A 26,552-nucleotide genomic window follows, 5' to 3' on the forward strand; every position below is an offset into this window, starting at 1 on the left:
AGTCAGGAGTCACACCATGACGCAGCACAGCACGCTGGGCGTCGCCGTCGTCGGCACCGGGCGGATGGGCGCCGATCACGTCCGGCGGCTCGACGAGGTCGTCAGCGGCGCGCGGGTGACGGCCGTGGTCGACATCGACGGCGACCGGGCCAAGGGCGCGGCCCGCGGCATCGCGGGCTGCACGGCCTACACCGACGCGGCCGCCGCCATGGCCGCGCCCGACGTGGACGCGGTGCTGATCGCCTCGCCCGGACCGGCCCACGAGGAGGCGCTGCTGGCCGCGCTCGCGCACGACCTGCCGGTGCTCTGCGAGAAGCCGCTCACGCCGGACGCCGCGGCCGCGCTGCGGGTGATGGAGGCCGAGGCCCGGCTCGGCCACCGGCGCGTACAGGTGGGCTTCATGCGCCGGTACGACGCCGAATACCTGCGGCTCAAGGCCCTGCTGGACGGCGGCGGGCTCGGCCGGCCGCTGATGCTGCACTGCCGGCACCGCAATGTCGCCACCCCGCCCGGCTTCACCGAACAGATGATGATCAACGACTCGGTGGTGCACGAGATCGACGCGGCCCGCTGGCTGCTCGGCGAGGAGATCACCGCCGTCACGGTCCTGAGGCCCCGCCCCTCGGGGGGCGCGCCCGAAGGGCTGGGCGACCCCCAGCTCGTCCTCCTGGAGACCGCCGGCGGCGCGGTCGTCGACGTGGAGATCTTCGTCAACTGCGGCTTCGGCTACCAGGTGAGCTGCGAGGCCGTCGGTGAGCGCGGCGCGGCCCGGCTCGGCGACGCCCACGGGCTGTACGTGACCGCGGCCGGCCGCTGGGGCGGCGAGATCGCCCAGGACTACGTGGTGCGCTTCGAGGACGCCTACGACCGCCAGGTGCGGCGCTGGGTCGACGCCGCCCGGCGCGGGGAGACCGAGGGCCCGGGCGTCTGGGACGGCTACGCGGCGGCGGCCGTCTGCGAGGCGGGCGTACGGGCCCAGGCGACGGGCGCCCGGGTCGCCGTGGAACTGGCGGCGCGGCCCGCGCTGTACGGAGGCTGAGCCGGATGCGGGCGGGACTGCGGATCGGGCTGGTCGGCGCGGGGCGCATCGGCGCCCGGCACGCGGCGATCCTGGCCGGCGCGGACGGCGTCGCCGGGCTGCTGGTCGCGGACGCCGACCCGGACCGGGCGGCGGCCGTGGCCCGGGAGACCGGCGCCCGGCCCGCGCGCGCGGTGGACGAGGTGTTCGCCGCGGACGCCGTCGACGCGGTGGTCGTCGCCGCCCCGACCGCCGCGCACGCCGGGCTGGTCGCCCGTGCCGCGCGGGCCGGGCTCCCCGCGTTCTGCGAGAAGCCCCTCGCGCCGGACGTCGCGGGCACGGAGGCCGCGCTGCGGGAGGCCGCGGCGGCGGGCACCCTGCTCCAGATCGGCTTCCAGCGGCGCTTCGACGCCGGATTCCGGACGGCGCGCGAGGCCCTGCGGAGCGGGGCGCTGGGGCGGGTGCACACCATCCGCTGCGTCACCTCGGACGCGGCGCCGCCGCCGGCCGGGTTCCTCGCCCGGTCCGGCGGGCTGATCCACGACTGCATGATCCACGACTTCGACGCCGTCCGGTGGCTGACGGGGCGTGAGGTGGTGGAGGTGTACGCCCGGGGCTCGGACGCGGGCGGTGCCCTCTACCGCGAGGCGGGGGACGTCGACACCGCCTGCGCCCTCCTCACCCTCGACGACGGCACCCTCGTCACGGTCACCGCCACCCGCTGCAACGGCGCGGGCTACGACGTCCGTACGGAGCTGTCCGGCGAGCGGGACCAGTGGGTGGCCGGGCTGGACGCCCGTACGCCCGTGACGTCCGCCGAACCGGGCGCGGCCGCCCCGCCGGAGCGGCCGTGGGCGGACTGTCTGGAGCGCTTCGCGGACGCGTACCGCGCGGAGCTGGCGGCCTTCGTCCGCGCGGTGCGGGGCGAGGAGCCCAGCCCCTGCCCCGGGGAGGAGGGGCTGCGCGCCCTGCGGATCGCCGTGGCCTGCGAGACGTCCCGGCGGGAGGGACGGCCGGTGCGGCTGCCCGCGGCTTCCTGATCCGGGGCGATCCGGGGCGATCCGAAGCGGTGCGGAGGCGGTGCGGAGGCGGTGCGGAGGCGGTGTGAGGCACGCCCGCGCCCGAGGCGTGCCGCCGTGCAGCCGTGCCGCCACGGCGCGAGCCGGGAGGGCGCCGCCCGCGCCCGGGGCGTGCCCGCGTCGGGCCCGAGCAGCGCGGGCACCACCCGTCCCCGGCCCGCACACCGCCGCACCAGGGCCCGTCGCGCGGACCCGCGCCTGCTCCGCGCCCGCCCCACCGTCATCCTCCGGTTACGAGCGTCACGTTTCCGCGAGCCTCGCGTCACAGGAGTCCGACAGCCGTCCCCGCCCGGTCACTCTGCGTCGTTCCCCGGGCGCAGGCTCAAGTGATCGAGACAGCCGTCCCGTGGCTCCCCCTACGGATCCCCCTCCGTCGCCGCGGCACGGCGGAGAGGCGCGAGAGATGACCGACCGTCGACTCTGGTCCTACAAGGAGATCGCGGCGCACATCGGTGTGCAGACCGACACCGTGCGGACCTATCGCAAGCACGGCATGCTGCCCGCCCCCGACCTCACGGAGGGCGGCAAGCCCTACTGGTTCGCGGACACGATCCGCACCTGGGTCGCCGAGCGGCCCGGCAACCGCTCCCGCCGCGGCCAGAAGGGCTGACCGGCCCGGAAGGGGGACCCGGCCGGTGCTACGCCTCCGTCCCGCCGCTCCCGTACGGGCGGGTGAGGAGCTCCATGTAATGGCCGGACGGGTCCAGGAAGTACACGCCGTATCCGCCGTCGTTGCGGTTGATCTCGCCGGGCCTCCGCCCGGCGGGGTCGGCGTAGAACTCGGCCCCGGCCGCCTTGATCCGCTCGAACATGGCGGGGAACTCCGCCTCGGGCACCAGGAACGCGTAGTGCTGCGGGGTGATGCTCTCCGGGGCGACGGTCGCGTAGTCCAGGGCGACGCCGTTGCCGGTGACGACGGGCAGGAACGGGCCGGCCGGCTCGCCGACCTCCAGTCCCAGGATCCCGGCCAGGAAGGCGGCGGCGGCCTCGCGGTCGCGGGAGTGGACGATCGTGTGGTTCAGCTCGACTGACATGGGTGGAATGCCTCCAACGGGCACCTCACGGACACCTCCGCGCTCCACCCTGACGGTGGCAGCGTGCGATGCCGTGACAGTTTCCTATCACACGTATTCGCGGCTCCGACGCGCCCGCTGCCGGAGCCTCCCAGTCCGGTTCGGTGCGGGCGGGATCGTAAGCTCGTGGCATGACCTGGTCGAGTGCGCTACGGAAGTCCGTTCGGGCCGGTCTCACGGTCGAGCGGACCACCCTGACGCCGCTCCTCGCCCTGCGCGGCACCTTCGGCGTCGCGATCGTGATCGGGCTGATGCTGTGGCTCGGGACGCCGAAGCTGGCGGTGTCGTCCGCGTTCGGCGCCTTCGCCGCGGGCGTGGCGACCTTCCAGCGGAGCTGGCGGCCCCGGCCGGTGCTGGCCCTCGCGGTGGCCGTCGGCCTCGCCGTCAGCACCTTCCTCGGCTACGTCGCCGCCGCCGACCACCTCGCCTTCGCCGTGCTGCTGGGCGTCTGGACGCTGCTGGCGGGCATGGCGTGGGCCATCGGCCCGGTGTCGGGCCTGGTCGCGACGCAGACGATCGCCGTCATGCTGGTCACCGTCACCCTGCCGACCTCGGTGTCCGGCGCCCTGCACCACGCCGGGCTGATCGCCTTCGGCGGGCTCGTCCAGGCCACGCTCATCGTGCTGCTGCCCATCAGACCCTGGGGCCTCCAGCGGGACGCGCTCGCCGACGCGCTGGCCGCGGAGGCCGACTACGCCCGCCGGCTCCGGCACGACCCGGTGGCCCGCTTCGACCCGCAGCCGCTGATGGACGCCCGCGAGGCCGCCGAGCTGACACCACGCCAGGCCCGCAGCCGGCCGCGGCAGCTGGGCGGGCCGCGCGGCGTCGCCGAGCGGATCAGGCCGGTGCTCGCCTCGCTCGCCGACCCCGTGCTGGGCGCGCCCGCCGAGGGCCCCGAGCGCGACCGGGCGCGCGACCTGCTGGGCGCCGCGGCCTCCGTCCTCGACTCGGTGGCGCGCGCCATCCGCTGGGGCAGACCCGTGCGGCTCTCGCCCGAGGCCGTGGACACCCTGGAGGTGCCCGAGTCGGGGCCCGTACTCGACGGCGCCGCGCGCCGCTCCGCGCTCCGGCTCATCGCCCTGCTCGGCGACGCGGTCGAGGCCACCGACGAGCCCGTCCGCACCACCACCCCGCGCAATGGGGAGCCGAAGCGGGACGCCGGGAAGGAGCACCGGCACCTGCTGCGGCCCTCCGTGCCCCGGCTGGTGCCGGTCGCCCTGCGCGCGCTGCGCCGTGAGGCGCGCTGGTCCTCGCCGATCGGCCGGCACGGCGTGCGGACGGCGGTCGTCGCGCTGATCGGCTACGCCCTCGGCAGCGCACTCCCGCTGGGACACGGCTACTGGGTGCCGCTGACCTCGGTGATGGTGATGCGGCCCGACTTCGGGCAGACGTACTCGCGCGGCGTCGGCCGCTTCGTGGGCACCGTGGTCGGCGTGCTGATCGCCGGCGCCCTGATGGCCCTCTTCCACCCCGGCATCTGGGTGTGCGCGGCGCTGGCCGTGCTCTGCATCGGGCTGATGTACCTGCTGATGGGCACGGGTTACAGCGTGGCGTCGGCCTGCATCGCCGGCTACGTCGTCTTCCTGCTCGGCATCGCGGGCGAGGGCTGGTCGCAGACCGTGCAGGCGCGCGTGGCGCTCACCCTGCTGGGCGGGCTGCTCGCGATGGCCGCGTACGCCCTCTTCCCCACCTGGGAGACGCCCCGGCTGCGGGACCGGCTGGCCGACTGGCTGGAGGCCAACGGGCGCTACTCCCTCGCCGTGCTCGGCGCGTTCGCCGAACCCGCCGAGTCCAGGCCGCGGCGGGTGCGCGAGGCGCTGCTCGACTCCCGGGCGGCGCGCACGGCCTGGGAGGATGTGGCCGCCCGCGCCCTCACCGAGCCCGTGCGCCACCGCGGCATCTCCCGTACCGCCGAGCGGGCGGCGGAGTCCGCGCTCGCGACGATGGGCCGGGCGACGATGCTGATGGAGGCCCACCTCCCGGACCGCTCCACCGACCCGTCCAAAGGCGCCGCCGCCTTCGCCGACGCCCTCCGCACCGCCCTCCCCGACGCCGCCGCGGCCGTCCGCGAACGCCGCGAACCCGACTGGTCCGCCCCGCGCGCGGCCCTCGACGCGTGGCGGGCGGAGGCGGGCGACACGGGGGTGGCGGTGCGGGGTACGGAGCTGCTGATGGAGGCGCTGGGGGAACTGGCGACGGCGCTGTCCCCGGGGCCGGGGGGTCGGAACCGGGCGGCGCGGCGGCCGTAGCGGGTGGCTTTGTCCCCTCCCCGCCCCTTCCCGAATGTCCTCAAGCGCCGGACGGGCTGATTTTCAGCCTGTCCGGCGCTTGAGGACACCGCGCGGAGCGCGGAACGGGGGTCCGGGGGCTTGCCCCCCGCCACGCGGCGGAGCCGCACATCGGAAGCAGCGGGAAGGGGCGGGGTGGGGACGAAGCCCCGCGCAGCGGCACCCCCCACCCGCGCACCCCCCACCCGCGCATCCTCCGCCCCGCCCCCTCACCGCACCCCGAACAGCCGATCCAGATGCCCCGCCACCAACCCCAGCGCCTCCTCCGCCGACCAGACCTCCAGCACCGCGTAACTCGCCAACCCGTCCACCAGCGCGATCAGCAACGCCGCCTCCACCTCCGGATCCCGGTCCGCCGCCACCTCCCCGCGCGCCTGCCCCTCCCGCACCTGCCCCGCGAAGAACGCCCGCAGCCCCGGTACGCCCTCCTTCGCGTGGCGGCGCAGCCGTTCGTCGTGGACGGCCCGGACGAAGTACGCGATCTGCACGAGATGGCCCGTACGGCTTTTGTCGTCCAGCGGGAGCATCTCCCGCACCGACCCCAGCAGGACGTCGCGCGGCGACGGCTCCCCGGAGAGCCCCCGCAGGCGTTCGCCGACGCGCCGCGCGGCGAGGTCGCTGATGTGCTCCAGGGCGAAGACGAGCATGTCGTCCTTGCTGGCGAAGTAGTGCTGGAGCTGGCCCAGCGAGATGCCCGCCTCCGCCGCGACGTCCCGCAGGCTCGCGCCGTCGAGCCCCCGCGCGCAGGCGATCCGCCAGAGCGCCTCCGCGATCCGGGCGCGGCGCTCCTCGTGGTCCACGCGCTTCGGCACGCCGGTCCCTCCGTTTCACAAGTCGTCTGTATTGCTATAGCTTAGCGCCGCCAATACAACTGACTTGGAAAAGAATCGGGGGCAGTGATGGCCGCACACCGGCACCACCCACAGGCCGGGCTCCGGCCGCCGCGCCACGCGGCCGACCCCCGCGCCCGCCGCTGGTGGACCGTCCAGGCCCTGCTCACCCTCAGCGGCCCCTTGCTGCTCACCGCCGTCGCGCTGTTCGTCCTGTCCCTGCTCTTCTTCCCCGGCGCCCTGCCCTGGCTCGGCCCCCTGCTGCTCGTCGTCCTCGTGCTGCCCGCCCTCGGCTACCTCCTGGCCATGCCGCGCCTGCGGTACCGCGTCCACGCCTGGGAGCTGGGCGGGTCCGCGGTGTACGCGGCGAGCGGCTGGTGCCGGCACCGGCGCCGGATCGCCCCGCTCTCCCGCGTCCAGACCGTCGACACCACGCGCGGCCCCCTCCAGCGGGCCTTCGGCCTCGCCACGGTCACCGTCACCACCGCCTCCACGGCCGGCGCCGTGAAGATCTCCGGCCTGTCCGACGCCGACGCCCGGCTGCTGGCCGAGCGCGTCGCCGACGCCGCCCGCCTGATCCCGGGGGACGCCTCGTGAGCACGCCCTGGCGCACCCTCGACCCCCGGACCGTCCTCGTCCACTGCGCCTGGCTGGGCGCGCCCCTCGGCTCGCTCGCCCTCACCGCCCTCGCCACCGGCGGCCGTCCGGGCGCCCGCGCCTGGATCACCCTCGGCGTCGTCGGCGCGGTCTTCGCGTGCCTCACCACCGCGGGCCTGATCAGCTGGCGGCGCACCCGCTACCGCGTCACCGCCGACTCCTTCGAGCTCAGCAGCGGCCTGTTCACCCGCGGCCTGCGCGCGATACCCCTGCACCGCGTCCGCACCGTCGACCTCACCGCCAACCCCGTCCAGCGCCTGCTCGGCCTCGCCGTGCTGCGCGCCGGGACCGGCGGCCACGGCGGCGAGCTGTCCCTGGACGCCCTGGCCCGCCCCGAGGCGGTACGGCTGCGGGCCGAGCTCCTCGCCCGCGCCGGGGCCCACGACGCCGCCGAACCCCTCCTCGCGACCGCCGATCTCCGCCGGCTGCGCTACGCCCCCCTCACGTTCTGGGTCTTCGGCGGCGTCCTCGCCACCGCCGGCGCGCTCTGGCGGGTCCTCGACGGCATCGGCGTCGAACCCTGGCGGATCGGCCCCGTACGCCGGGCCTTCCAGGAGTTCGGCCACAGCGCGCTGTGGCTCACCGTCCCGCTCGCCCTCCTCGCCGTCACCCTCCTCGGCGTCGTCGGCGCCGTGGCGCTGTACGCCGAGAACTGGTGGAACTACCGCCTGGAGTGGACCGACGCCGACACGCTGCGCGTCCGCCGGGGCCTGTTCACCACCCGATCCGTCTCCGTCGAACGCGCCCGGCTGCGCGGCGTGACCCTGCGCGAACCGCTGCTGCTGCGCATGGGCGGCGGCGCCTCCGTACGGGCGGTGGCGGGTGGTCTCGGCGACCGGGAGGAGAACCGCCGGCGGAGCGTCGTCCTGCCGCCGGCTCCTCGCGCGCAGGCGCTGCGGGTGTGCGCGGGCGTGCTCGGCACGGACGGCGGGGCGGACGACCCCGGGGCGTTCGGCCGGTCCGGCGAGGCCCTGGACGCGGACGCGCTGCGGCCCCACCCGCGCGCGGCCCTCCGCCGGCGGGTGGTGCGCGCCCTCGCCTGGGCCGTCGCGCTGCCCACGGCGGCGCTCGCCGTCCTCGGGTGGCTGCTCACGCCCGTCCTGCTGTACTGCGCGGCGGGCTACGCGCTGTCGGCCGCGCCGCTCGCGTACGCCCTGGCCCGGGACGCCCACCGCGGCCTCGGGCACGGGGTGCGGGGCCGCCACCTGGTCGTACGGTCGGGCACCTTCGGCCGGGAGACCACGGTCCTGGAGCGGCGGGCGGTCCAGGCGTGGACGTTCACGGACACCCCCTTCGGCCGCCGGAACGGGCTCGTCACCGCGACGGCGGCCGTCGCCGGGGGAGAGGACGGATACCGCATTCGGGATATGTCGGCGGAGGAGGCGGCAGTCTTCGTGGACAGGGCAACTCCGGGCATCCTGGCGGAATTTCTCGCTCATCCGTCCACCCGTTGAAGATTTTTTCCCACTTCTCGTTATCCCGCGTACCCTCTCGCGTCTCCCATGTGTCGGACCGAACGGAATGAGGTGGCGGAGCGTGAAGAGTGAGAACGTGGCCGTGGTCGAGGCGGCGCGAGCCGGGGACCCGGCGGCGCAGGATCAGCTCGTCGCCGCCTACCTGCCACTCGTCTACAACATCGTGGGGCGGGCGCTGAACGGCCACGCCGACGTCGACGACGTGGTGCAGGAGACCATGCTCCGGGTCATCAACGGCCTGGAGGAGCTGCGCGACCCCGCGCGCTTCCGCTCCTGGCTCGTCGCCGTCACCACCAACCAGATACGCAGCCACTGGCGGGACCGCCCCGAGGCACCCGTCAGTGGCCTTCAGGAGGCCGCCGAGGTCCCCGACCCCCGCGCGGACTTCGTCGACCTGACCATCGTCCGCCTCGGCCTCCAGGGGCAGCGCAAGGAGGTCGCCGAGGCCACCCGCTGGCTCGACGAGGGCGAGCGGACCGTCCTGTCCCTGTGGTGGCTGGAGGCCGCCGGCGAGCTCACCCGCGCCGAGGTCGCCGCCGCCCTGGAGCTGTCCGCCGCGCACACGGCCGTCCGCGTGCAGCGCACCAAGGAGCAGCTCGACACCGCCCGCGGGATCGTACGGGCCCTCGCCGCCGCCCCGCGTTGCCGGGAGCTCGCCGAGCTCACCGCCCCCTGGGACGGGGTCCCGTCCGCCCTGTGGCGCAAGCGCGTCGCCCGCCACGCGCGCGGCTGCGCCGCCTGCGGTGGGGCCTGGTCGGCGCTGGTGCCCGCGGAGGGCCTCCTCGTCGGCCTCGGCCTGGTGCCGGTCACCGGCGCGCTGCTGGGCTGGTGGGGCGGCGGCGCGGTGGTCGCCACGGACGCCATGGCCCCCACCGCCGCCACGACGGCCGTGCCCTCCGCGGCGGGCGCCGGGCGCCGGCGTACGGGCGCGGGCGACGGAACGGCCCGCGGCCGCGGCCACCGCGCGCGACGGCCACGCACGGCCGGGCGGGTCGCGGTCGGCGCGGCCGCGCTGGCCCTCCTGGGCGGCGGGGTGGTGGGCGGTATGGAGCTCTTCACCGGCTCCCCGGACGGCGAGGACCGGCCGGTGAAGGCCGGCGAGGAACTGCCCGGCCGGGTCGGGCCGCTGGGCGCCGAGGGGTCGGCGCTGCCGTCCCCGACGTCCGCCTCGGCGAGCGCGTCCGCGAGTGCGAGCGCCTCCGCCTCGGCGAGCGCGTCCTCCTCCGCCTCCGCCTCCGCGAGCGCGTCCCCGAGCGGCTCCCCGGCCTCCCCGTCGCCGAAGGCGGACCCCACGACGGAGTCCGCCGCGCCCAAGAAGTCCAAGGCCCCGTCCGGCGGCCAGGGCCGTGGCGTCACGGGCGGCGGTGGCCTCGCCCAGCAGGTCACGTCCCTCGTCAACACCGAACGCGCCAAGGCCGGCTGCGGCCCCCTCACCCAGAACAGCCTGCTCGACGCCGCCGCGCAGGGCCACTCCGACGACATGGCTGCCCGCAAGTTCTTCGACCACACCAACCCGGACGGCGCGGGCCCGGGGGAGCGGGTGACGGCCGCGGGGTACCGCTGGAGCACGTACGGGGAGAACATCGCGTACGGGCAGCGGACCGCGGCGTCCGTGATGGATTCCTGGATGCACAGTGACGGGCACCGGAAGAACATCCTGAACTGCTCGTTCAAGGAGATCGGGGTGGGCGTGAACCACGCGCCGGGCGGACCGCGGTGGACGCAGGTGTTCGGGGCGCGGTGAAGGTGCCGTGCCGGCCGCTCTTCCCCTACCCGCCCCTTCCCGAATGCCCTCAATCGCCGGACGGGCTGATTTTCAGCCCGTCCGGCGATTGAGGACACCGCGCGAAGCGCGGAAAGGGGGCCCGGGGGCGAAGCCCCCGGGAAGGGACGGGTAGGGGAAAAGGCCTCCGCAGGGGCTACGCGCCGCGCCCGCCCCGCCCGCCACGCCCACCCCGCAGCGACGCCCGCAAGAACTCCCGGTTCATCGTCGCGATCGACTGCAGAGGAATCCCCTTCGGGCAAGCCGTCGCACACTCCCCCGTGTTCGTGCACCCCCCGAACCCTTCCGCGTCCATCGCCCCCACCATGTCCAGCACCCGCGACTCCCGCTCCGGCCCGCCCTGCGGCAGCACGTTCAGGTGTACGACCTTCGCCGACGTGAAGAGCATCGCCGACCCGTTCGGGCAGGCCGCCACACACGCCCCGCACCCGATGCACTCGGCGTGTTCGAAGGCCAGGTCGGCCACGGGCTTGGGTACGGGCGTCGCGTGGGCCTCGGGCGCGGAGCCCGTGGGGACGGAGACATAGCCGCCGGAGCCGATCACGCGGTCGAACGCGGACCGGTCCACGACCAGGTCCTTCACGACGGGGAACGCCGCCGCCCGCCACGGCTCGACGTCGATGGTGTCGCCGTCCGCGAAGTGCCGCATGTGCAGCTGACAGGTGGTGGTCCGCTCCGGGCCGTGCGCCCGGCCGTTGATGACCATGCCGCAGGCGCCGCAGATGCCCTCGCGGCAGTCGTGGTCGAAGGCGACGGGCTCGTCGCCGGCGAGGATCAGCTCCTCGTTGAGGTGGTCGAGCATCTCCAGGAAGGACATGTCCTCGCTGATGCCGGTGACCTCGTAGGAGGTCATGGCGCCCGCCGCGTCGGCGGCGCGCTGGCGCCAGATGCGCAGGGTGAGCTTCATTACGCGTAGCTCCGCTGGGTGGGGTGGACGTACTCGAAGGTCAGTGCTTCCTTGTGGAGGACCGGCGCGCGGCCCGTCCCCGTGAACTCCCAGGCCGCCGCGTACGAGAACGCGTCGTCCTTACGGGCGGCCTCGCCCTCCGGCGTGCGGCTCTCCTCGCGGAAGTGGCCGCCGCAGGACTCCGTGCGGTGCAGGGCGTCCAGGCACATCAGCTCGGCCAGCTCCAGGTAGTCGACTATCCGGTTGGCCTTCTCCAGCGACTGGTTGAGCTCCTCGCCCGTACCCGGCACCTTGACGCGCCGCCAGAACTCCTCCCGGAGCGCGGGGATGCGCCCCAGCGCCTTGCGGAGCCCGGCGTCGGTACGGGCCATCCCGCACTCGTCCCACAGCAGCTCGCCGAGCTCGCGGTGGAAGGAGTCGGGGGTGCGGTCGCCGTCGACGGCGAGCAGCCGGGCGAGCCTGCCGGTGACGCCTTCGACCGCCTCGGCGACGGCCGGGTGGGCGGGGTCGACCGGGGTGTGCGGGTGCCGGGCCAGGTAGTCGTTGATGGTGGAGGGCAGGACGAAATAGCCGTCGGCCAGCCCCTGCATCAGCGCGGACGCGCCCAGCCGGTTGGCGCCGTGGTCGGAGAAGTTGGCCTCGCCGATCGCGAAGAGGCCGGGGACCGTGGTCTGGAGGTCGTAGTCCACCCACAGGCCGCCCATGGTGTAGTGGATCGCCGGGTAGATCCGCATGGGGACCTCGTACGGGTCCTCCGCCGTGATCCGCTCGTACATCTCGAAGAGGTTGCCGTACTTCGCCTCGACGGCCTCGCGGCCCATGCGGGTGATCGCGTCGGCGAAGTCGAGGTAGACGCCCTGGCCGCCCGGGCCGACGCCGCGGCCCTCGTCACAGACGTTCTTCGCGGCCCGGGAGGCGATGTCGCGCGGGACGAGGTTGCCGAAGGAGGGGTAGATCCGCTCCAGGTAGTAGTCGCGCTCGTCCTCGGGGATCGCGGCCGGCGGGCGGGTGTCGCCCTTGGCCCTGGGCACCCAGATGCGGCCGTCGTTGCGCAGCGACTCGCTCATCAGCGTCAGCTTGGACTGGTGGTCGCCGGAGCGCGGGATGCAGGTGGGGTGGATCTGGGTGAAGCAGGGGTTGGCGAAGTGGGCGCCGCGGCGGTGGGCCCGCCAGATCGCGGTGGCGTTGGAGTTCTTGGCGTTGGTGGAGAGGTAGAAGACATTGCCGTAACCGCCGGAGGCGAGGACGACGGCGTCGGCCGTGTAGGTGCCGACGGCACCCGTGACCAGGTCGCGGGCGACGATGCCGCGGGCCCGCCCGTCCACGACGATCAGGTCGAGCATCTCGGTGCGGGCGTGCATCTCGACGTTGCCCGCGTCGATCTGCCGGCTCAGTGCCTGGTAGGCGCCGAGGAGCAGCTGCTGGCCCGTCTGGCCCCGGGCGTAGAAGGTCCGGGAGACCTGGACGCCGCCGAAGGAGCGGGTGTCGAGCAGACCGCCGTACTCGCGGGCGAAGGGGACGCCCTGCGCCACGCACTGGTCGATGATCTCCACCGAGACCTGGGCGAGCCGGTGGACGTTGGACTCGCGGGCGCGGAAGTCGCCGCCCTTGACGGTGTCGTAGAAGAGCCGGTGCACGGAGTCGCCGTCGTTGCGGTAGTTCTTCGCGGCGTTGATGCCGCCCTGCGCGGCGATGGAGTGGGCGCGGCGCGGCGAGTCCTGATAGCAGAACTGGACGACGCGGTACCCCTGTTCGGCGAGGGTCGCGCCGGCCGCGCCGCCCGCGAGGCCGGTGCCGACGACGATGACGGTCTGCTTGCGGCGGTTGGCGGGGTTGACCAGCTTGGCCTCGAAGCGGCGCTTGTCCCAGCGCTCGGCTATGGGGCCGCCGGGTGCCTTGCTGTCGGTGAGGGGGGCACCGACGCGGTAGTGGTGGTACTCGTCCGGCGCGGCGTCCGGCGCGCCGCCCCGTACGTCCTCGGATGCGTCCATCTCAGCTCACGGCTCCAGTCATGACTCCCACGGGTACGGCGATGAAGCCGCAGGTCAGCAGTAGTGCCAGGGCGTTGGCGAGGGCCTTGAACAGACGGTCGCGGCGCGGGGAGTTCGCGCCCAGCGTCTGCGCGGCGCTCCAGAAGCCGTGCCGGATGTGCAGCCCGAGGGCCAGCATCGCCACGATGTACAGGGCGGTGACGGGCGGCCGGTCGAAGGACGCGACGAGGTTCTCGTACGGGCGGCCCTCCTCGGCGTTGGGGTTCACCGTGAGGGTGGTGAGGTCGAGGATGTGCCAGACGATGAAGAGCCCGAGGATCACGCCGCCCCAGCGCATCGTGCGGGTCGCGTAGCTCGCCCGGCGCCGGGTGTGCGCGTACTTGGCCGGCCGGGCGGCGAGGTCGCGGCGGCTCAGCTGGAACGCGGCCACGCCGTGCAGCACCACCGCCGCGCTCAGGGCCACCCGGGCGATCCACAGGAACCACTTGTGGTGCAGGAAGGGCTCGCCGATGGTGCGGATCCAGGCCCCGTAGTGGTTGAACTCCCCGGCCCCGAAGAACACCTTCAGGTTGCCCAGCATGTGGGCGACCAGGTACGCCAGCATGATCACGCCGGTGACCGCCATGACCGCCTTCTTGCCGACGGTCGAGCGCCACACGGAGCCGATGAGGGACGGAGGCCGTTCCGTCCGGGTCGCCAGTGCCATGGGACACGACGCTAGGACCGCGAGGTTCGATCCGTCCAAGACATGGTCGAGCTGGTTTCGATAGGAAATGCCTATATACGATGCTCGGGTGCAGTTTCAGCAGCTCCGCTATTTCGCGACTCTCGCCGAAGTCCGTCACTTCACCCACGCGGCGGAGGCGCTGCACGTCGCGCAGCCCTCTCTCTCGCAGCAGATCCGGGCCCTGGAGAGAGAGCTGGGCGCCGCCCTCTTCCACCGGGCCCGGGGCAACATCACGCTGACGGACGCGGGCGAGGCGCTGCTGCCGCTGGCCCGGCAGATCCTCGCCGACACCGAGACCGCGCGCCGCGAGGTCGAGGAGGTCGTCCAGCTACGGCGCGGCCGGGTCCGGCTCGGCGCCCCGCCGAGCCTGTGCGCGAGCCTGGTCCCCGACGTGCTGCGCGCCTACCACGCCCGCTACCCGGGCATCGAGCTCGTCGTCGACGAGGGCGGCTCGCAGGACCTGGTCCGCACCCTCGCGGCGGGCGGCCTCGACCTGGCCCTGATCATCACCCCGCTGGCGGTCGGCGCCCCCGCCCTGGCCGCCACGGAGCTGCTCCGCGAGGACCTGGTCGTGGTCTCGGCCCCCACCGCGCCCCCGCCCACCCGGCGCCGCGCGCTGCGCGTGGCGGACCTGGAGGGCCTGCCGATGGTGATGTTCCGGCGGGGCTACGACCTCCGCGAGATCACCACGGCGGCCTGCCGGGCGGCGGGCTTCGAGCCGGTGTTCACCGTCGAGGGCGGTGAGATGGACGCGGTCCTGGGCTTCGTCCGCGCGGGGCTCGGCCTCGCCGTCGTCCCGGGCATGGTCGCGGCCCGCTCGGGCCTGCGCGTCACGCCCTTCGAGGGCACCCGGATGCGGCGCACGATCGCGGTGGCCCACCGTAAGGACGTCGCACCGCCCAGGGCGGCGAGGGAACTGCGGGCGGTGCTGCTGGAGCATCTGGGGGTGCGGGAGGGTACTGGCCCCGCGGCCGGGTCCGGCGTGGAACAGTCGAAGGATCACACGTTCGAATGATGCGGTCATCCCCACAGCGCCCCGCCCAGCCCGACCCCCGCCCACGCCGCGCCCAGACCCACCACCACGCTCCCTAGCGCGTTCGCCGCCGCGTAGCCGCGGGCGCCCGTGGTGGCCAGGTTCAGGGTCTCGTAGGAGAAGGTGGAGTACGTGGTGAGCGCGCCGCAGAAGCCCGTGCCCAGGAGCAGGCGGAGGTGCGACGGGGCGGCGGCCGTAAGGACGCCGAGGACCAGGCAGCCCACGACGTTCACCGTGAACGTGCCCCAGGGCAGGACGGAGTCGTGGCGGGCCTGCACGGCCCGGTCGGTGAGATAGCGCAGGGGAGCGCCCACCATGGCCCCGCCGACGACGAGCAGCCAGTTCACGCGGGGCGCCCCCCGCCGCCGGGCCGGCGGACGACCTCCACCTCGTCGAGGACGACGAGACGGTCCGCGCCCAGGAGCTCGTCCAGGACGGGCAGGAACGCCCGTACGCGCTCCTCGGTGTCGACGATCACGACGGCCACCGGCAGGTCCTCGCTCAGGGACAGCAGCCGGGCGGTGTGCACGACGGAGGAGGCGCCGAAGCCCTCGACACCGCGGAAGACGCTCGCGCCCGCCAGCCCCGCGGCGTGGGCGCGGTGCACGATCTCCGTGTGGAGCGGGCGGTGGTGCCAGGTGTCGGAATCGCCGAGGTAGACCGTCAGCCGGAAGGCGGGGCGGCGGACCAGGGGGGCGGTGCCGGGCGGGGGCGCGCCGTGCCCCGGCGTTCCGTTGGGAGACGGGCCGTCAGAAGGCCCGCCTCGCCCCGGCGTCCCGTTCGGGGGCTTCGCGTTCATCCCGTCCTCCTCCATCCTTCCGTGAGGCGCCGGGTCGCCGTCGCCGCCGCCCATACCGCCGCCAGTGCGGCGACCGGCGTGCCCACGCAGTACGCCACCGCCGTCGGCAGCCGCCCGTCCCCGGCCAGGCGCTCGACGTCCACCGCGTACGTGGAGAACGTGGTGAAACCGCCGAGCACCCCGGTGCCGAGGAACGGGCGCAGCAGCCGGTGGGGCGCCGGAAGCCCGGCGATGACCGTAAGGAGAACGCCGATCAGGGCGCACCCGACGGTGTTCACCACAAACGTGGTCCAGGGGAACGCCCCGCCCGCCGTCGGCCACAGCAGGCCCGCGCCGTAACGGGCGGCGGCGCCCAGGCCGCCGCCGAGCGACACGGCGCAGACGACCGCTCCCTGTCCGTCCCGCCGGGGCCGGGCGCGGCCGGGCGCGCGCAGCCCGGGAGCGCTGTCTGCCACTGCCCGTGACGGGCCCATCTCCGCCTCCTACTCGCAGACCCCCTCGCGGAGGCGCGGTCGTTCGCAAGTAGGGACCGTCGGCGGCGTCCGCGCCGCGGTTCGGGTACGGCGGGCCCCACCGCCGTGCGGCGGCCCGGCCGGCAGCCGGATCCGGGGCCGGACGGCCGGGAACCGGCGGGTGACCGGCACGGCCGCCACCGGATTCCAGGCTACCGGCGGGGCACCGGGACGGCGCGAGGGGCCGCCGACGCCCCTCGGCTCCTGTGCCCTCGGTTCCTGTGGCCTGGGTTCCTGTGCCCTCGGTTCCTGTGGCCTCGGTTCCTGTGCCCTCGGCTCCCGTGCCCGCGGCTCCCGTGACCTCGGTTCCCGAGCCCTGCGTTCCGGCGGGCTCAGGCGCTGCCCGCCGGCGCCCGCCCCGTCACGGCCGTCAGATACGCGTCGGCCCGGTCGGCGTCCATGAACCAGTCCTGGAAGCTCGCCGGGTCGGCGTAGCCGTTGAAGTACCGGTGGGCCACCTCGGGGTGACCGGCCGCGGCGTCCAGGATCCGTGCGGCGTGCCCGGGCAGCGGCTCCAGCAGCATGTTGGAGAAGGCCGTCACATGGCGGGCGTGCTCCCAGTACGCGGCGAACGTCCGCAGCATCCACGTGCGGTCGAAGGGCCGGTCGCCGTGGCCGAGCACGGCCCGGAGATAGGTGTCGGCGCAGCGGGCCGCGCTGTTGGCACCCTGGCCCGACACCGGGTCGTTGAGAACCACCGCGTCGGCCATGCCGAGGACGTGGCGGTCCGCCCCGACCCGCGCCACCGGGTGCCGGACGACGGGCGTGACCGCGCCGGCCAGCGCCGCGCCCGCGTCCGTCGGCTCCAGCCCCGCGCACAGTTCGTACTCCCACGGGACGTGGGCGCGCAGCAGCTCCAGCGTCCGCGCGGCCGTCGCGTCCGGACCGGGGCGGTCCTGCCAGCAGTCGAACGGGCCGCCGGGCCGCGCCGTCCACAGCAGCATCGCGCACGGCCCGGACACGGTCGTGCCCTCCATCGCGAAGAACTCCCCGAGGTCCGCGACCGGGTTGGTGCGCACCTGCGCGCCGCGGGCCTCCGGGTCCCGGGCCACGCCGTGCGCGTAGAGCGCGGCCAGATGCCGCCGGGGGCGGTCGTACGGGCTGTGCCGCGCGTCGCGGCCGAAGATCTCCGAGAGCGGGCCGTGACCGGTGGCGACGACCGTCAGGTCGTGCGCGGCGGCGATCCGTTCCAGCTGGTCCGGCTCGACCGCGCCGTACTCCACCCGGCCGCCGCGCTCCTCCACCAGCTCCAGCCAGCGGGCCGTCTTCACCCGCTGGTCGACCGAGCGCGCGGGCTCGTCGAGCGTCGCGCCCATCCGGGCGGACAGCGTGCCGGGCGGGTCGGCGGCGGCCAGCCGCAGGCTCGTGAGCGGGGGCGTCTCCGCGTCCCAGAGGTCCAGCCCGGCGGCGCGCTCGAGGGCGAGGGCGGGGCCGAACATGATCTGGGTGGAGAGGATGGGGCCGGTCCGGAGCTGCTCGGGGGTGCGGGCGGCGTGGACGGTGACTTCGTAGCCGGGGGTGCCGGTGGTGGTGCCGGCGCTTCCTGTGCCTGCGGTGCTTCCGGTGCTCTCGGTGCCCCCGGTGCTGCCTCCGGTGGCCGGGGCGTCCCCGGTGCCTCCGTCGCCCCCAACGTCCCAGGCGCCCCTGCTGCCTCCGCTGTCACCAGCGGCCCCGCCGCCGCCCCCGGCGTTCCCCGTACCCCCGTCAGCGCGCCCGGCCAGCAGGCCCAGGGCCAGCTGGAGCCCCGCCTGCCCCGCGCCGACAATCGCGATCCTGCGCACCGCCGCCTCCACGGGCCCGGGGGTCGTCCGCCGCGTGGCCGTCGCGAGAGCGCCGTGCGGCCGCCGCGAGGTGGGCGGCCGACGGTCCGGAGTCCTCGTCCGGAACGTCCGCGATCCCCGTCCGGAACGGTCCGGAGACCTCGTCCGGAACGGTCCGGAATCCTGGTCCGGAGCCACGTCCATGGTCGGAAAGCCGGGTCCTCATCCGTTGTAGCGGCGTCCGGCGCCCGGTGTACAGACGCCGCGTGGGTGCCGGGACCGGACCGGGCGCGCCCGTACTCCCTGCTCTCCCGCCTCCCGGTCCCCCCTCGCCCGGGGCCCCGGGAATTGGCCTGATGTGTGCCAGGGACACCGATCCCGGTGGCCGACGGAGGCTCCGGGCGCCCCGCCTCCGGAGCCCGGTCGAAGGGCCGTACGACCGTGACGTGCGGCGGTGCGCGACGCGGTACGCCCACCGTCAGCCCCGTCCGCGGCCGGACCGATTTCGCGCATCTGCGCAACAGCCGAATATGAGCCACATTCACACGCCCCCGACGCCCGTCGGCCAGGGCAGGAACTCCCCTCGCGGGGCAAGAGCGCGCAACGGGCGCACCAGGAGACCCGGGGGGCGCCCGCATAAAGGGCCTGCGGCCCCTCGGCGCGCCCCAGGCATGACCCATTCCGGTATGGCAGGAAACCGTCGCTTCCCGCGCGCTGCGATGGGAAGTCTTACGGCCGGTCACGCTCCGCCGATGAGAGCGGAGCATCCGCCCGGCAGGGTCGGTCGCAGGGCCGAAGCCGATCCAGGGAGGCACACGATGACGACGCAACCCAGGCTGCCGCGCGCGGTGGCGCCTCAGGAGATGGCGCCCCAGCTCCAGCGCGCCGGGATGCTCGACCGGGTCGAGGAGCGCCTGCGGGGGCTCCTCAACGACGAACACCGGCGCTGGCGGACCGCCGACACCCGGGGCGCCGGACTGATCGAGTCCCTGGCCGAGCTCGTCGCCGTGGGTGTCGACCGGGTCCGTCCGCTCGTCCTCGTCACCGGCTACCTCGCGGCCGGCGGCGACCCCGAGGCCCCCGAGGCCGTGGACGCCGCGGCCGCGCTCGAACTCCTCGACACCTGCACCCTCATCCGCGGTGACGTCCGGGACAACGCGGCCCTGCGCCGGGGCATCCCCGCCCTCCACGTCAGCCGGGCCGCCGAGCACGAGCGGAACGGCTGGGCGGGCGAGGCCCGGCGCTTCGGCGAGTCCACCGCCACCCTCGCCGGCGACCTCGCGCTCACCCTCGCCGACCGGCTCGCGGCACGACTGCCCGCGACCGCCTGGCAGCTGTGGGACGACATGCGCGTGGAGCGGGCCGTCGGCACGTACGCCCACGAGGCCATGGCCGCCGAGTATCTCGACGACCCGTGGCCGGGGCGGTGCATATCGGGATGCGACCGGGGCTGCGGCGCCGGCTGGTACGCAGTCCGTCACCCGCTGCGCCTGGGCGCCGCGCTCGCCGACCGCCCCGACCTGGAGGCCCCGTACGACGCCTACGCCCGTTCCCTGCACGCGGCCTGGCGCCTGCGCGGCTTCCTCGACGGCGGTCCCGAGTACGACTGGGACGCGGAGCTGCTGCGGGAGATCCTCCTGGAGCGGGAGGAGCGGGGCATCGCGGAGCGCCTCATCCGGGAGCTGGTCGACCGGGCCTCGCGCACGGCGGCGACGGCGCGGCTGGCGGCCGGGTGGCGGGAGGAGCTGGAGGCGTTCGCGGTGAGGATGGCGGCGGAGCCGGCGTGAGGGACGGGCGGGGGCGGGGCGAGGCGCCGCTCAGGCGGCGCCGGGGCCCGCCGCTCCCTGGGCCCGGGCCACCGGGGGTGCCCTCCCGGGGCCGCCTGCCGGGCCCTCCCGGGGCCACCGGTCCCGCTCTCCCCTCTCCCCGGTGAAATGACCGGAATGAACGGGTGGAATCAGGAATCACCCGTCCGCGCCATGTACGAAACCTTTGCGAGCGATCGGCGTTGATCCGGGCCCCGACCGTCACCGGCCGGGTGCCCTCCAGAACGACCGAGCAAAGGTGTCTCCGCATGTCACGTATCGCCAAAACAGCTGTTCTGACCGCCACCGTCGGCGCCACGCTCGCGGGCCTGACCGGCAGCGCCGTGGCCGACGCCGGCGCCAAGGGCGTGGCCGCCGGTTCGCCGGGCGTCATCTCCGGGAACGTCATCCAGATCCCGGTCCACGTGCCGATCAACCTCTGCGGCAACACCATCGACATCATCGGCCTGCTGAACGCGGCTTCCGGCAACACCTGCATCAACGCGTGACGCCGGCCCGCGGGGCGACCACCCGCGGATGATGTGCGAGCAGCCGGCGGTCCCGGGCGCCCGTCCAGGACCGCACCCGTGTGGCGCCCTCGATCCTTCGCGGGCGCCATGGCTGTTCCCGGGGCCGTGAAGAGGAGCCGGGAGAGGAGCCGGGGAGACGGGCCGGGCCGCCGGACCACGGAGGGGCCGGCGTCCGGAGAGGTGCGCGGTCCCGGGCCGGGCGGGCGGCCGGGAACGCGGCCGGGGCGGCGTACGCCGACGTGGTGTCGGGGTGCGCCGCCCTCGGGCGGTACGTGCCGCGGGAGGCGGCCCGGGCGGCCGGCCCGGCTACTTCGGGTCGCGGTCGAAGACCGCCTTCGACCAGAAGTAGCCGAGCGCGGAGAGGGCCAGGCACCAGCCGACCGCGAGCCACCCGTTGTGACCGATCTCGGTGCCGAGCAGCAGGCCGCGCAGCGTCTCGATGGCCGGTGTGAACGGCTGGTACTCGGCGATCGGCCGGAACCAGCCCGGCATCGCGTCGATCGGGACGAAGGCGCTGGAGATGAGCGGGAGGACGATCAGCGGCAGCGCGTTGTTGCTGGCCGCCTCGGCGTTCGGGCTGACCATGCCCATCCCGACCGCGATCCAGGTGAGGGCCAGGGCGACCAGGGCCATCAGCCCGAACGCCGCGAGCCACTCCAGGGGCGTGGCGTTCGTGGACCGGAAGCCGATGGCCACGGCGACGGCGCCCACGAGGACCACGCTGGCGACCGACTGGAGCACGCTGCCGATGACGTGCCCGACGAGCACGGACCCGCGGTGGATCGCCATCGTGCGGAAGCGGGCGATGATGCCTTCGGACATGTCGTTGGAGACGGACACCGCGGTCCCGACCACGGTGCCTCCGATGGTCATCATCAGGATGCCCGGCACGATGTAGGCGATGTAGTCGGAGCGGTCGCCGCCGCCCATGCCGGCGCTCATCACGTCACCGAAGATGTAGACGAAGAGCAGCAGCAGGACGATCGGCGTCAGCAGCAGGTTCAGCGTGAGGGAGGGATAGCGCCGCGCGTGCAGGAGGTTGCGGCGGAGCATCGTGGACGAGTCGCGCAGGGCAAGGGTGATCCGGGCCGGGCGGGCGGGAGCCAGGGTGGAGCTCATCGGACAGCCTCCTTCGGCTGGTTGTTCATGTCGCCGCCGCCGGTGAGGGCGAAGAAGACGTCGTCGAGGTCGGGGGTGTGCACGGTCAGCTCGTCGGCCTCGATGCCGGTGGAGTCCAGCCAGTCGAGGAGGGAGCGCAGTTCGCGCTGGCTGCCGTCGCTGGGGATCTGCAGCGACAGGGCCTCGTCGTCCCGGTGGACCTCGCGCAGGGCGAGGGCGGCGCTCCGGTACGCGGTGGGGTCGGAGAAGCGGAGCCGGACGTGCCCGCCGGGGACCAGTCGCTTGAGCTCCTCGGCGGTGCCCTCGGCCGCGATCTTCCCGTCGTTGAGCACGGCGATGCGGTCGGCGAGCTGGTCGGCCTCCTCCAGGTACTGGGTGGTGAGGAAGACGGTGACGCCGTCGGAGACCAGCTCGCGGATGATCTGCCACATGTTGTGGCGGGAGCGGGGGTCGAGGCCGGTGGTGGGCTCGTCGAGGAAGATGATCCGCGGGTCGCCGACCAGCGTCATGGCGATGTCCAGGCGGCGCTTCATGCCGCCGGAGTAGGTGGAGGCGGGCTTCTTCGACGCCTCGACCAGGTCGAAGCGCTCCAGGAGCTCGGCGGTGACCCGCCGCCCCTCGCGCTTGGACAGGTGGTGCAGGTCCGCCATGAGGAGCATGTTCTCCTCGCCGGTGATCAGCCCGTCGACGGCGGAGAACTGGCCGGTGACGCCGATCGCGGCGCGCACGCCGTGCGGTGACGCGGTGACGTCGTGGCCCGCGACCTGGGCCTGCCCGCCGTCGGCGGTGACGAGCGTGGACAGGATCTTCACGACGGTGGTCTTGCCGGCGCCGTTGGGCCCGAGCAGCGCGAACACCGAACCGGCCGGGATGCGCAGGTCGATGCCGTCGAGGACGGTCTTGTCGCCGTACGACTTGCGCAGACCGAGGGCGGAGACGGCGGCCGGGGGCGTGCGGACGTCATCCTGCCTGGATGTGGGCATGACAAAAGAAGGCATGGGGCCCTCCGTTCGAAGGCTGAAGGCTGAAGTGGGTGGGGGCGGGCCGGGGCGAGGGGCGAAGGCGGGCGGGGACGCTCAGCCCTTGGCGCGCAGGATGTCGATGTTGCCGTAGCGCGTACGGGCGCGGACCTCGACGGTCTCCTCGGACTTCTCCGGGGTCTCGGACGCGGAGAGCGTGTTGCGCACCTGGCCGGAGCCCGAGCTGACGTCGAGCCAGGCGGCGGTGCCCTCCCGGATGCCGACCTCGATGGCGCCGTAGGACGTCTCCAACTGGACGACGCCGCGGACCGCTTCGCCCACCCGCACGGTGCCGTGTGCGGTGGTGGCGGTGACGGAGTCCTCGGCGCACCGGATCTCGATGTCGCCGTTGGCGTTGCTCACCCGCAGTTCGCCGGTCGCGACGCCGACGATCGTGGTGCCGTGCGAGTTCTTGAGGACGGCGGGGCCGTGCAGGGTGCCGACGCGCAGGCTGCCGGTGCTGGTGGTGATCTCGGCCTTGCCCTCGACCCGGTCCACGGTGATCGAACCGTGGGAGGCGGTCAGCTTCAGCGGACCGGTGCTGTCGAGTCGTACGTCGCCGGACGAGGTCTTCACCTGGACCTCGCCGAGCCGGCCGTCGGCGAGGATCTGGGTCCAGGCGCCGGTCATGTCGACGTGCGAGCCGGTGGGCAGTTCGACCGTCACGTCGACGATGCCGGTGCGGCCGAACGGATTGGACTTGGGCGTCCTGACGGTCAGTACGCCGCTCGCGTACGTCACCTCGGTCTGCTCGGCCGTCCGCACGTCCCGGTCCTTCTGCGGGTCGCGGGGCCGCACCTCGACGACGGTGTCGAGGCGATCGCCCGCGACGACCTGGAGGGAACCGGCCTCCACGCGCGCCGTGGCCGAGATCGGTTCGGGGGTGTCGAAAGAAGGCATGGCTGTCCCGTCCTCATGAGTCCGTGGGCGTCCCCGCTGGTGGGACGTGGTGTGGGTGAAGTGGTGCGGGTGTGGAGCGGTGCGGGTGTGGAGCGGTGCGGTGAAATGACGCGGCGGGGAGCGCGGTTAGCGCACCCACCCCGTGATGCTCTGTCCGATGGTCCGGGGCTTCTCCGCCGCGCGCGTCCGGCTGCCGCCGTCGACCGCGACCGACACGGCACGCACCAGCCACGCGTTGACCGACAGCCCCTCACGCCCCGCGGCCTCCTCGGCACGGGCCTTGAGGTGGGCCGGCAGACGCAGGTTGACGCGGGCGGTGCCACCCTCGTCACCACCGCCGACAGGGGCCGGCGCCTTGAACGGCTCGACAGGCGCGGCCGGTTCCACCGAGGCGCCGCTGTCGACGGGCGGCAACGTCACCACGAAGTCGGGGTCCAGCCCCCGCAGCCGCACGTCGACCGACCCGGGGGCGAGCTCGCGGGTGATCTCGTCCATCGCGGCGGAAAGCACATTGAGCATCGTCAGACGAGTCGCCGACTCCAAAGGAGCGGTGAGCCGCTGCGCCAGCTCGCGCGCACCCTCCCCGCCGGCTTCGGCGGCCACCGCGAGTTCGCGGCGGAGAGTGTCGACATACGGGGTGAGGTCCATGACGTCATCATGGCGCCACGATGGCGCCATGTGCAAGCCTGGGTGGCGCCGCGTGTGGTCGGACGCGGGTGGATGTCCTCTCACCTGCGGAAACGTGAAGAGTGTGGTCGGGGTCGTGATGGAGTGGCGCGTGCGTGCGTAGGTGTGGCGGCACGGTATGGCGCCATGTGGCGCCAAGTGGCGCCAGGGGGGTGTCGCCTGGCGTCAGGCCGCAAGCAGCAAAAACGCCCCTCCCGGAGGGAGGGGCGTGCGGTGCGGAGAGAGCGCCCCCGGCAGGACTCGAACCTGCGGCCAAGCGCTTAGAAGGCGCCTGCTCTATCCACTGAGCTACGGGGGCCGGTGTGTGCGGCGGTCGCGGACGGCTGAAGCCCCGGGCTCGGTGGTGCCGTGACCTTGCCGGGGACAAGGATAGGGCTCCGCTCACCTCGTCCCGGTTGCTTCACCTCCGTGCCACGATGTGGAGGTTTGGTGAAGCGGTCCTGATAATCGCAGGCAGGTACGAATCTTGCATCGTTTTTTACGCATCAAGCGACGGGTGTTGTGTACTCGTTATGCCTGAGCAACATCCGCCACGCCTCGCGCGCCACGGGGCATACGCTTCAAAATCACCACAGAATTGGGCATTCTGCACCTGTGGCGACCTTGGACGTACGGCCCCGGCTGCTCGACGCGCTGACCGCACTGCGTGATCGTGTCGAAGCCGCGCGCTTCCCGCTCCCCCTTCCCGGCGCCGCCCGCGCCCGGCGAAACCGCGCCGAACTCCTGGCGCAACTCGATGACTACTTGGTGCCCCGGTTGTGCGCCCCCGAAGCCCCACTGCTCGCCGTGGTCGGGGGCTCCACCGGAGCCGGCAAGTCCACCCTGGTGAACTCCCTGGTGGGCCGGCGGGTCACTGAGGCGGGGGTCCTACGGCCGACGACCCGTACGCCTGTGCTGGTCTGTCATCCCGACGACCACCACTGGTTCGCCGGCACCCGCGTACTGCCCGAGCTCCGCAGGATCTGGGTGCCCGTCCAGGACAAAGCCGTCCCCGAGCCGCACGCCGCCGGCGAGGCCGACGACGAGGAGGCGGACGTCCTCGACGTGGAAACGGACGACGGGGGCGGCGAACTCCCCGCGCTGCGCATCGAGACCGACCGCACCCTCCCGCGCGGACTCGCCCTTCTCGACGCCCCCGACATCGACTCCCTCGTCGAGCGCAACCGCGAGCTCGCCGCCGAGCTGATCTGCGCCGCCGACATCTGGGTACTCGTCACCACCGCCACCCGGTACGCCGACGCGGTGCCCTGGCACCTGCTGCGCACCGCCAAGGAGTACGACGTCACCCTCGTCACCGTCCTCGACCGGGTACCGCACCAGGTCGCCCTGGAGGTGTCCCGGCACTACGCGGCGCTGCTCGCCGCCGCCGGGCTCGACGACGTGCCCAGCTTCACCATCCCCGAACTCCCCGAGTCCGCGGGCGGCGGCAGCGGACTGCTGCCCGCCACCGCCGTCGCGGGGCTGCGCGCCTGGCTCGACCAGCGCGCCCAGGACCCCGCCGCCCGTACGGTCGCCTCCGCCCGCACGGTCGCCGGGCTCCTCGCCTCGCTCCGCTCCCGGCTGCCCGCCCTGGCCGCCGCCGCGGCGATGCAGCACGCCGCGTCCGTAAGGCTGCTCCAGCGCGTCGAGGACGCGTACGGGCGTGCCTCCGACCGCGTGGGGCGGGAGATCACCGCGGGCGAGGTGCTGGCCGGCGACGCCCTCACCCACTGGCGCGGCCACCCGCACGACAGCACCGCGGACGAGCTGCTCACCGCGCTCACCAGCTCCCTCACCGCCCTGTTGAGCTGCGCGGCCGCCGCCGCCGACGAGAGCATCGCCACCGCCTCCGCCGGGGACCCGGCCGCCGGGACCGTGCTCGCCCCGCGTGACCCGGACGGTGCCGAGGGCCGGATCGGCGTGGCCGTACGACGCTGGCGGCGCTGTCTGGAGGAGATCGCGGAGGAGGAGGTACGGGTCGCGGAGCGCGGCGCCGGCGTCGACCCCGACCGGATCGGCGCGCTGCTGGCCGTCTCCCTGCTGGGCGGCCGCCGGGCCCGCGGCGAGGCCGGGGAGGTCCTCGCCGAAGCCCTCGGCGCCCAGGGCGTCCTGCGGCTCCGCGACCGCGGCCGCCGGCTCCTCGCCGACTGCGTCGAGGGCGTACTCGACGCCGAACGGGACCGCCGTACCGCGCCCCTCGACGCCTTCGACGTCACCCCCGATCATCAGGTCGACCTCATCGCCGCCCTGTCCGTACTGCAGAGGGAGAGGTGACCGCCGTGCCCCAGGCCGACAGCCACGCCGGCAACCACGCCGGCAGCCACGACGTGGACGTACCCGGCGGCCACGCGGCCGGAGCCACGGCCGGCCCCGTCGACGGCCGTTCCGGTGACGGCCCCGGCGGCGGTCCCGAGGGCTCCGGCCGCCCGGGCGAGCCCCCCGCCGGGCCGGAGGGGGCGGAAGAGGTGAAAGGTGCAGGAGTGTCAGAAGGTGCCGACGGGCGCCGCCGCCTCGACGCCGCCGCCCTCCACCGCGCCTGGGACGACGGGCTGATCGCCCGCCGCGCCCGCCCGGAACGGAC

Annotated in this window: 24 protein-coding genes and 1 tRNA gene; 11 read left to right on the plus strand and 14 right to left on the minus strand. The window is 74.4% G+C overall.

Going from position 1 to position 26,552, the window contains the following annotated elements; translation table 11 throughout:
• Positions 1-16 precede the first annotated feature (16 nt).
• The 3 genes from LUZ64_RS01045 to LUZ64_RS01055 all read left to right on the plus strand — a co-directional run bounded on the left by LUZ64_RS01045 (position 17) and on the right by LUZ64_RS01055 (position 2,707).
• On the plus strand, positions 17-1,039 hold the full coding sequence (locus LUZ64_RS01045) for a Gfo/Idh/MocA family protein (RefSeq protein WP_095581279.1): 1,023 nt from the start codon (positions 17-19) through the stop codon (positions 1,037-1,039).
• Between the two features lie 17 nt (positions 1,040-1,056).
• The gene (locus LUZ64_RS01050; RefSeq protein WP_211305013.1) at positions 1,057-2,058 is read left to right on the plus strand and encodes a Gfo/Idh/MocA family protein; all 1,002 of its coding nucleotides are present in this window, start codon (positions 1,057-1,059) and stop codon (positions 2,056-2,058) included.
• A 442-nt stretch (positions 2,059-2,500) separates the two neighbouring features.
• Positions 2,501-2,707, plus strand: a complete 207-nt coding sequence (locus LUZ64_RS01055) for a helix-turn-helix transcriptional regulator (RefSeq protein WP_095581281.1) — start codon at positions 2,501-2,503, stop codon at positions 2,705-2,707.
• A 28-nt stretch (positions 2,708-2,735) separates the two neighbouring features.
• Here the strand turns inward: LUZ64_RS01055 and LUZ64_RS01060 are convergent, their stop codons facing one another.
• Complete coding sequence (locus LUZ64_RS01060) at positions 2,736-3,131, minus strand: VOC family protein (protein WP_095581282.1); 396 nt, start codon at positions 3,129-3,131, stop codon at positions 2,736-2,738.
• 170 nt (positions 3,132-3,301) lie between these two features.
• On the opposite strand from LUZ64_RS01060, the gene LUZ64_RS01065 reads away from it, so the two are divergent.
• Complete coding sequence (locus LUZ64_RS01065) at positions 3,302-5,419, plus strand: FUSC family protein (protein WP_095581283.1); 2,118 nt, start codon at positions 3,302-3,304, stop codon at positions 5,417-5,419.
• A gap of 248 nt (positions 5,420-5,667) precedes the next feature.
• Here the strand turns inward: LUZ64_RS01065 and LUZ64_RS36840 are convergent, their stop codons facing one another.
• Positions 5,668-6,270, minus strand: a complete 603-nt coding sequence (locus LUZ64_RS36840; protein WP_232390282.1) for a TetR/AcrR family transcriptional regulator — start codon at positions 6,268-6,270, stop codon at positions 5,668-5,670.
• 87 nt (positions 6,271-6,357) lie between these two features.
• On the opposite strand from LUZ64_RS36840, the gene LUZ64_RS01075 reads away from it, so the two are divergent.
• The 3 genes from LUZ64_RS01075 (at position 6,358) to LUZ64_RS01085 (ending at position 10,164) form a co-directional block, all read left to right on the plus strand.
• Positions 6,358-6,885: a PH domain-containing protein gene (locus LUZ64_RS01075; RefSeq protein ID WP_095584946.1), complete on the plus strand. Its 528-nt coding sequence runs from the start codon at positions 6,358-6,360 to the stop codon at positions 6,883-6,885.
• On the plus strand, positions 6,882-8,399 hold the full coding sequence (locus LUZ64_RS01080; RefSeq protein ID WP_095584945.1) for a PH domain-containing protein: 1,518 nt from the start codon (positions 6,882-6,884) through the stop codon (positions 8,397-8,399). Before LUZ64_RS01075 ends, LUZ64_RS01080 begins: the two co-directional genes overlap by 4 nt.
• Positions 8,400-8,466: 67 nt before the next feature.
• Positions 8,467-10,164 (plus strand): sigma-70 family RNA polymerase sigma factor, encoded by a 1,698-nt coding sequence (locus tag LUZ64_RS01085; RefSeq protein WP_443728951.1) that lies wholly within the window; start codon positions 8,467-8,469, stop codon positions 10,162-10,164.
• 175 nt (positions 10,165-10,339) lie between these two features.
• Here LUZ64_RS01085 and LUZ64_RS01090 read toward each other — a convergent pair whose 3' ends face one another.
• Genes LUZ64_RS01090 through LUZ64_RS01100 form a run of 3 tightly spaced genes read right to left on the minus strand, consistent with a single transcriptional unit; the run spans position 10,340 to position 13,807 of the window.
• A complete protein-coding gene (locus tag LUZ64_RS01090; protein WP_095584321.1) occupies positions 10,340-11,110 on the minus strand; it encodes a succinate dehydrogenase/fumarate reductase iron-sulfur subunit in 771 nt (256 codons plus the stop codon).
• A complete protein-coding gene (locus LUZ64_RS01095; protein ID WP_095584322.1) occupies positions 11,110-13,101 on the minus strand; it encodes a fumarate reductase/succinate dehydrogenase flavoprotein subunit in 1,992 nt (663 codons plus the stop codon). The genes LUZ64_RS01090 and LUZ64_RS01095 overlap by 1 nt, the downstream gene beginning before the upstream one ends.
• A gap of 1 nt (position 13,102) precedes the next feature.
• Positions 13,103-13,807, minus strand: coding sequence for a succinate dehydrogenase cytochrome b subunit (locus LUZ64_RS01100; RefSeq protein ID WP_095584323.1), 705 nt, complete (start codon positions 13,805-13,807; stop codon positions 13,103-13,105).
• 88 nt (positions 13,808-13,895) lie between these two features.
• On the opposite strand from LUZ64_RS01100, the gene LUZ64_RS01105 reads away from it, so the two are divergent.
• On the plus strand, positions 13,896-14,843 hold the full coding sequence (locus LUZ64_RS01105; protein WP_095584324.1) for a LysR family transcriptional regulator: 948 nt from the start codon (positions 13,896-13,898) through the stop codon (positions 14,841-14,843).
• Positions 14,844-14,848: 5 nt separating this feature from the next.
• On the opposite strand, the gene crcB (LUZ64_RS01110) is transcribed toward LUZ64_RS01105, so the two are convergent.
• From crcB (LUZ64_RS01110) to LUZ64_RS37045, 4 genes are all read right to left on the minus strand, one after another.
• Complete coding sequence (gene crcB / locus LUZ64_RS01110; RefSeq protein ID WP_232390280.1) at positions 14,849-15,208, minus strand: fluoride efflux transporter CrcB; 360 nt, start codon at positions 15,206-15,208, stop codon at positions 14,849-14,851.
• Positions 15,205-15,552, minus strand: a complete 348-nt coding sequence (locus tag LUZ64_RS01115; RefSeq protein ID WP_232390311.1) for a DUF190 domain-containing protein — start codon at positions 15,550-15,552, stop codon at positions 15,205-15,207. Before LUZ64_RS01115 ends, crcB (LUZ64_RS01110) begins: the two co-directional genes overlap by 4 nt.
• A gap of 104 nt (positions 15,553-15,656) precedes the next feature.
• On the minus strand, positions 15,657-16,133 hold the full coding sequence (crcB, locus tag LUZ64_RS01120) for a fluoride efflux transporter CrcB (protein ID WP_095578799.1): 477 nt from the start codon (positions 16,131-16,133) through the stop codon (positions 15,657-15,659).
• A gap of 371 nt (positions 16,134-16,504) precedes the next feature.
• Entirely contained in the window at positions 16,505-17,953 is a 1,449-nt protein-coding gene (locus LUZ64_RS37045; protein WP_143593009.1) for a styrene monooxygenase/indole monooxygenase family protein, read from the minus strand.
• A 797-nt stretch (positions 17,954-18,750) separates the two neighbouring features.
• Here LUZ64_RS37045 and LUZ64_RS01130 point away from each other — a divergent pair.
• Both LUZ64_RS01130 and LUZ64_RS01135 read left to right on the plus strand, forming a co-directional pair.
• Positions 18,751-19,719, plus strand: coding sequence for a polyprenyl synthetase family protein (locus LUZ64_RS01130; protein WP_232390278.1), 969 nt, complete (start codon positions 18,751-18,753; stop codon positions 19,717-19,719).
• A gap of 287 nt (positions 19,720-20,006) precedes the next feature.
• On the plus strand, positions 20,007-20,246 hold the full coding sequence (locus LUZ64_RS01135; protein WP_095581657.1) for a chaplin: 240 nt from the start codon (positions 20,007-20,009) through the stop codon (positions 20,244-20,246).
• Between the two features lie 327 nt (positions 20,247-20,573).
• Here the strand turns inward: LUZ64_RS01135 and LUZ64_RS01140 are convergent, their stop codons facing one another.
• The 5 genes from LUZ64_RS01140 to LUZ64_RS01160 all read right to left on the minus strand — a co-directional run bounded on the left by LUZ64_RS01140 (position 20,574) and on the right by LUZ64_RS01160 (position 24,290).
• The gene (locus LUZ64_RS01140) at positions 20,574-21,386 is read right to left on the minus strand and encodes an ABC transporter permease (RefSeq protein ID WP_095581658.1); all 813 of its coding nucleotides are present in this window, start codon (positions 21,384-21,386) and stop codon (positions 20,574-20,576) included.
• The gene (locus tag LUZ64_RS01145) at positions 21,383-22,369 is read right to left on the minus strand and encodes an ATP-binding cassette domain-containing protein (RefSeq protein WP_095581659.1); all 987 of its coding nucleotides are present in this window, start codon (positions 22,367-22,369) and stop codon (positions 21,383-21,385) included. The genes LUZ64_RS01140 and LUZ64_RS01145 overlap by 4 nt, the downstream gene beginning before the upstream one ends.
• A 93-nt stretch (positions 22,370-22,462) precedes the next feature.
• Positions 22,463-23,305: a DUF4097 family beta strand repeat-containing protein gene (locus LUZ64_RS01150; RefSeq protein WP_095583298.1), complete on the minus strand. Its 843-nt coding sequence runs from the start codon at positions 23,303-23,305 to the stop codon at positions 22,463-22,465.
• Between the two features lie 126 nt (positions 23,306-23,431).
• Entirely contained in the window at positions 23,432-23,953 is a 522-nt protein-coding gene (locus tag LUZ64_RS01155; protein ID WP_095583297.1) for a hypothetical protein, read from the minus strand.
• A 264-nt stretch (positions 23,954-24,217) separates the two neighbouring features.
• Positions 24,218-24,290: transfer RNA gene (locus LUZ64_RS01160), tRNA-Arg, on the minus strand.
• 305 nt (positions 24,291-24,595) lie between these two features.
• Between LUZ64_RS01160 and LUZ64_RS01165 the strand changes: the two genes are divergently transcribed.
• Positions 24,596-26,245 (plus strand): dynamin family protein, encoded by a 1,650-nt coding sequence (locus LUZ64_RS01165; protein WP_095583296.1) that lies wholly within the window; start codon positions 24,596-24,598, stop codon positions 26,243-26,245.
• The last annotated feature ends 307 nt before the right edge of the window (positions 26,246-26,552 follow it).

This window comes from Streptomyces albireticuli (assembly GCF_021228125.1).
Lineage (GTDB): Bacteria > Actinomycetota > Actinomycetes > Streptomycetales > Streptomycetaceae > Streptomyces > Streptomyces albireticuli.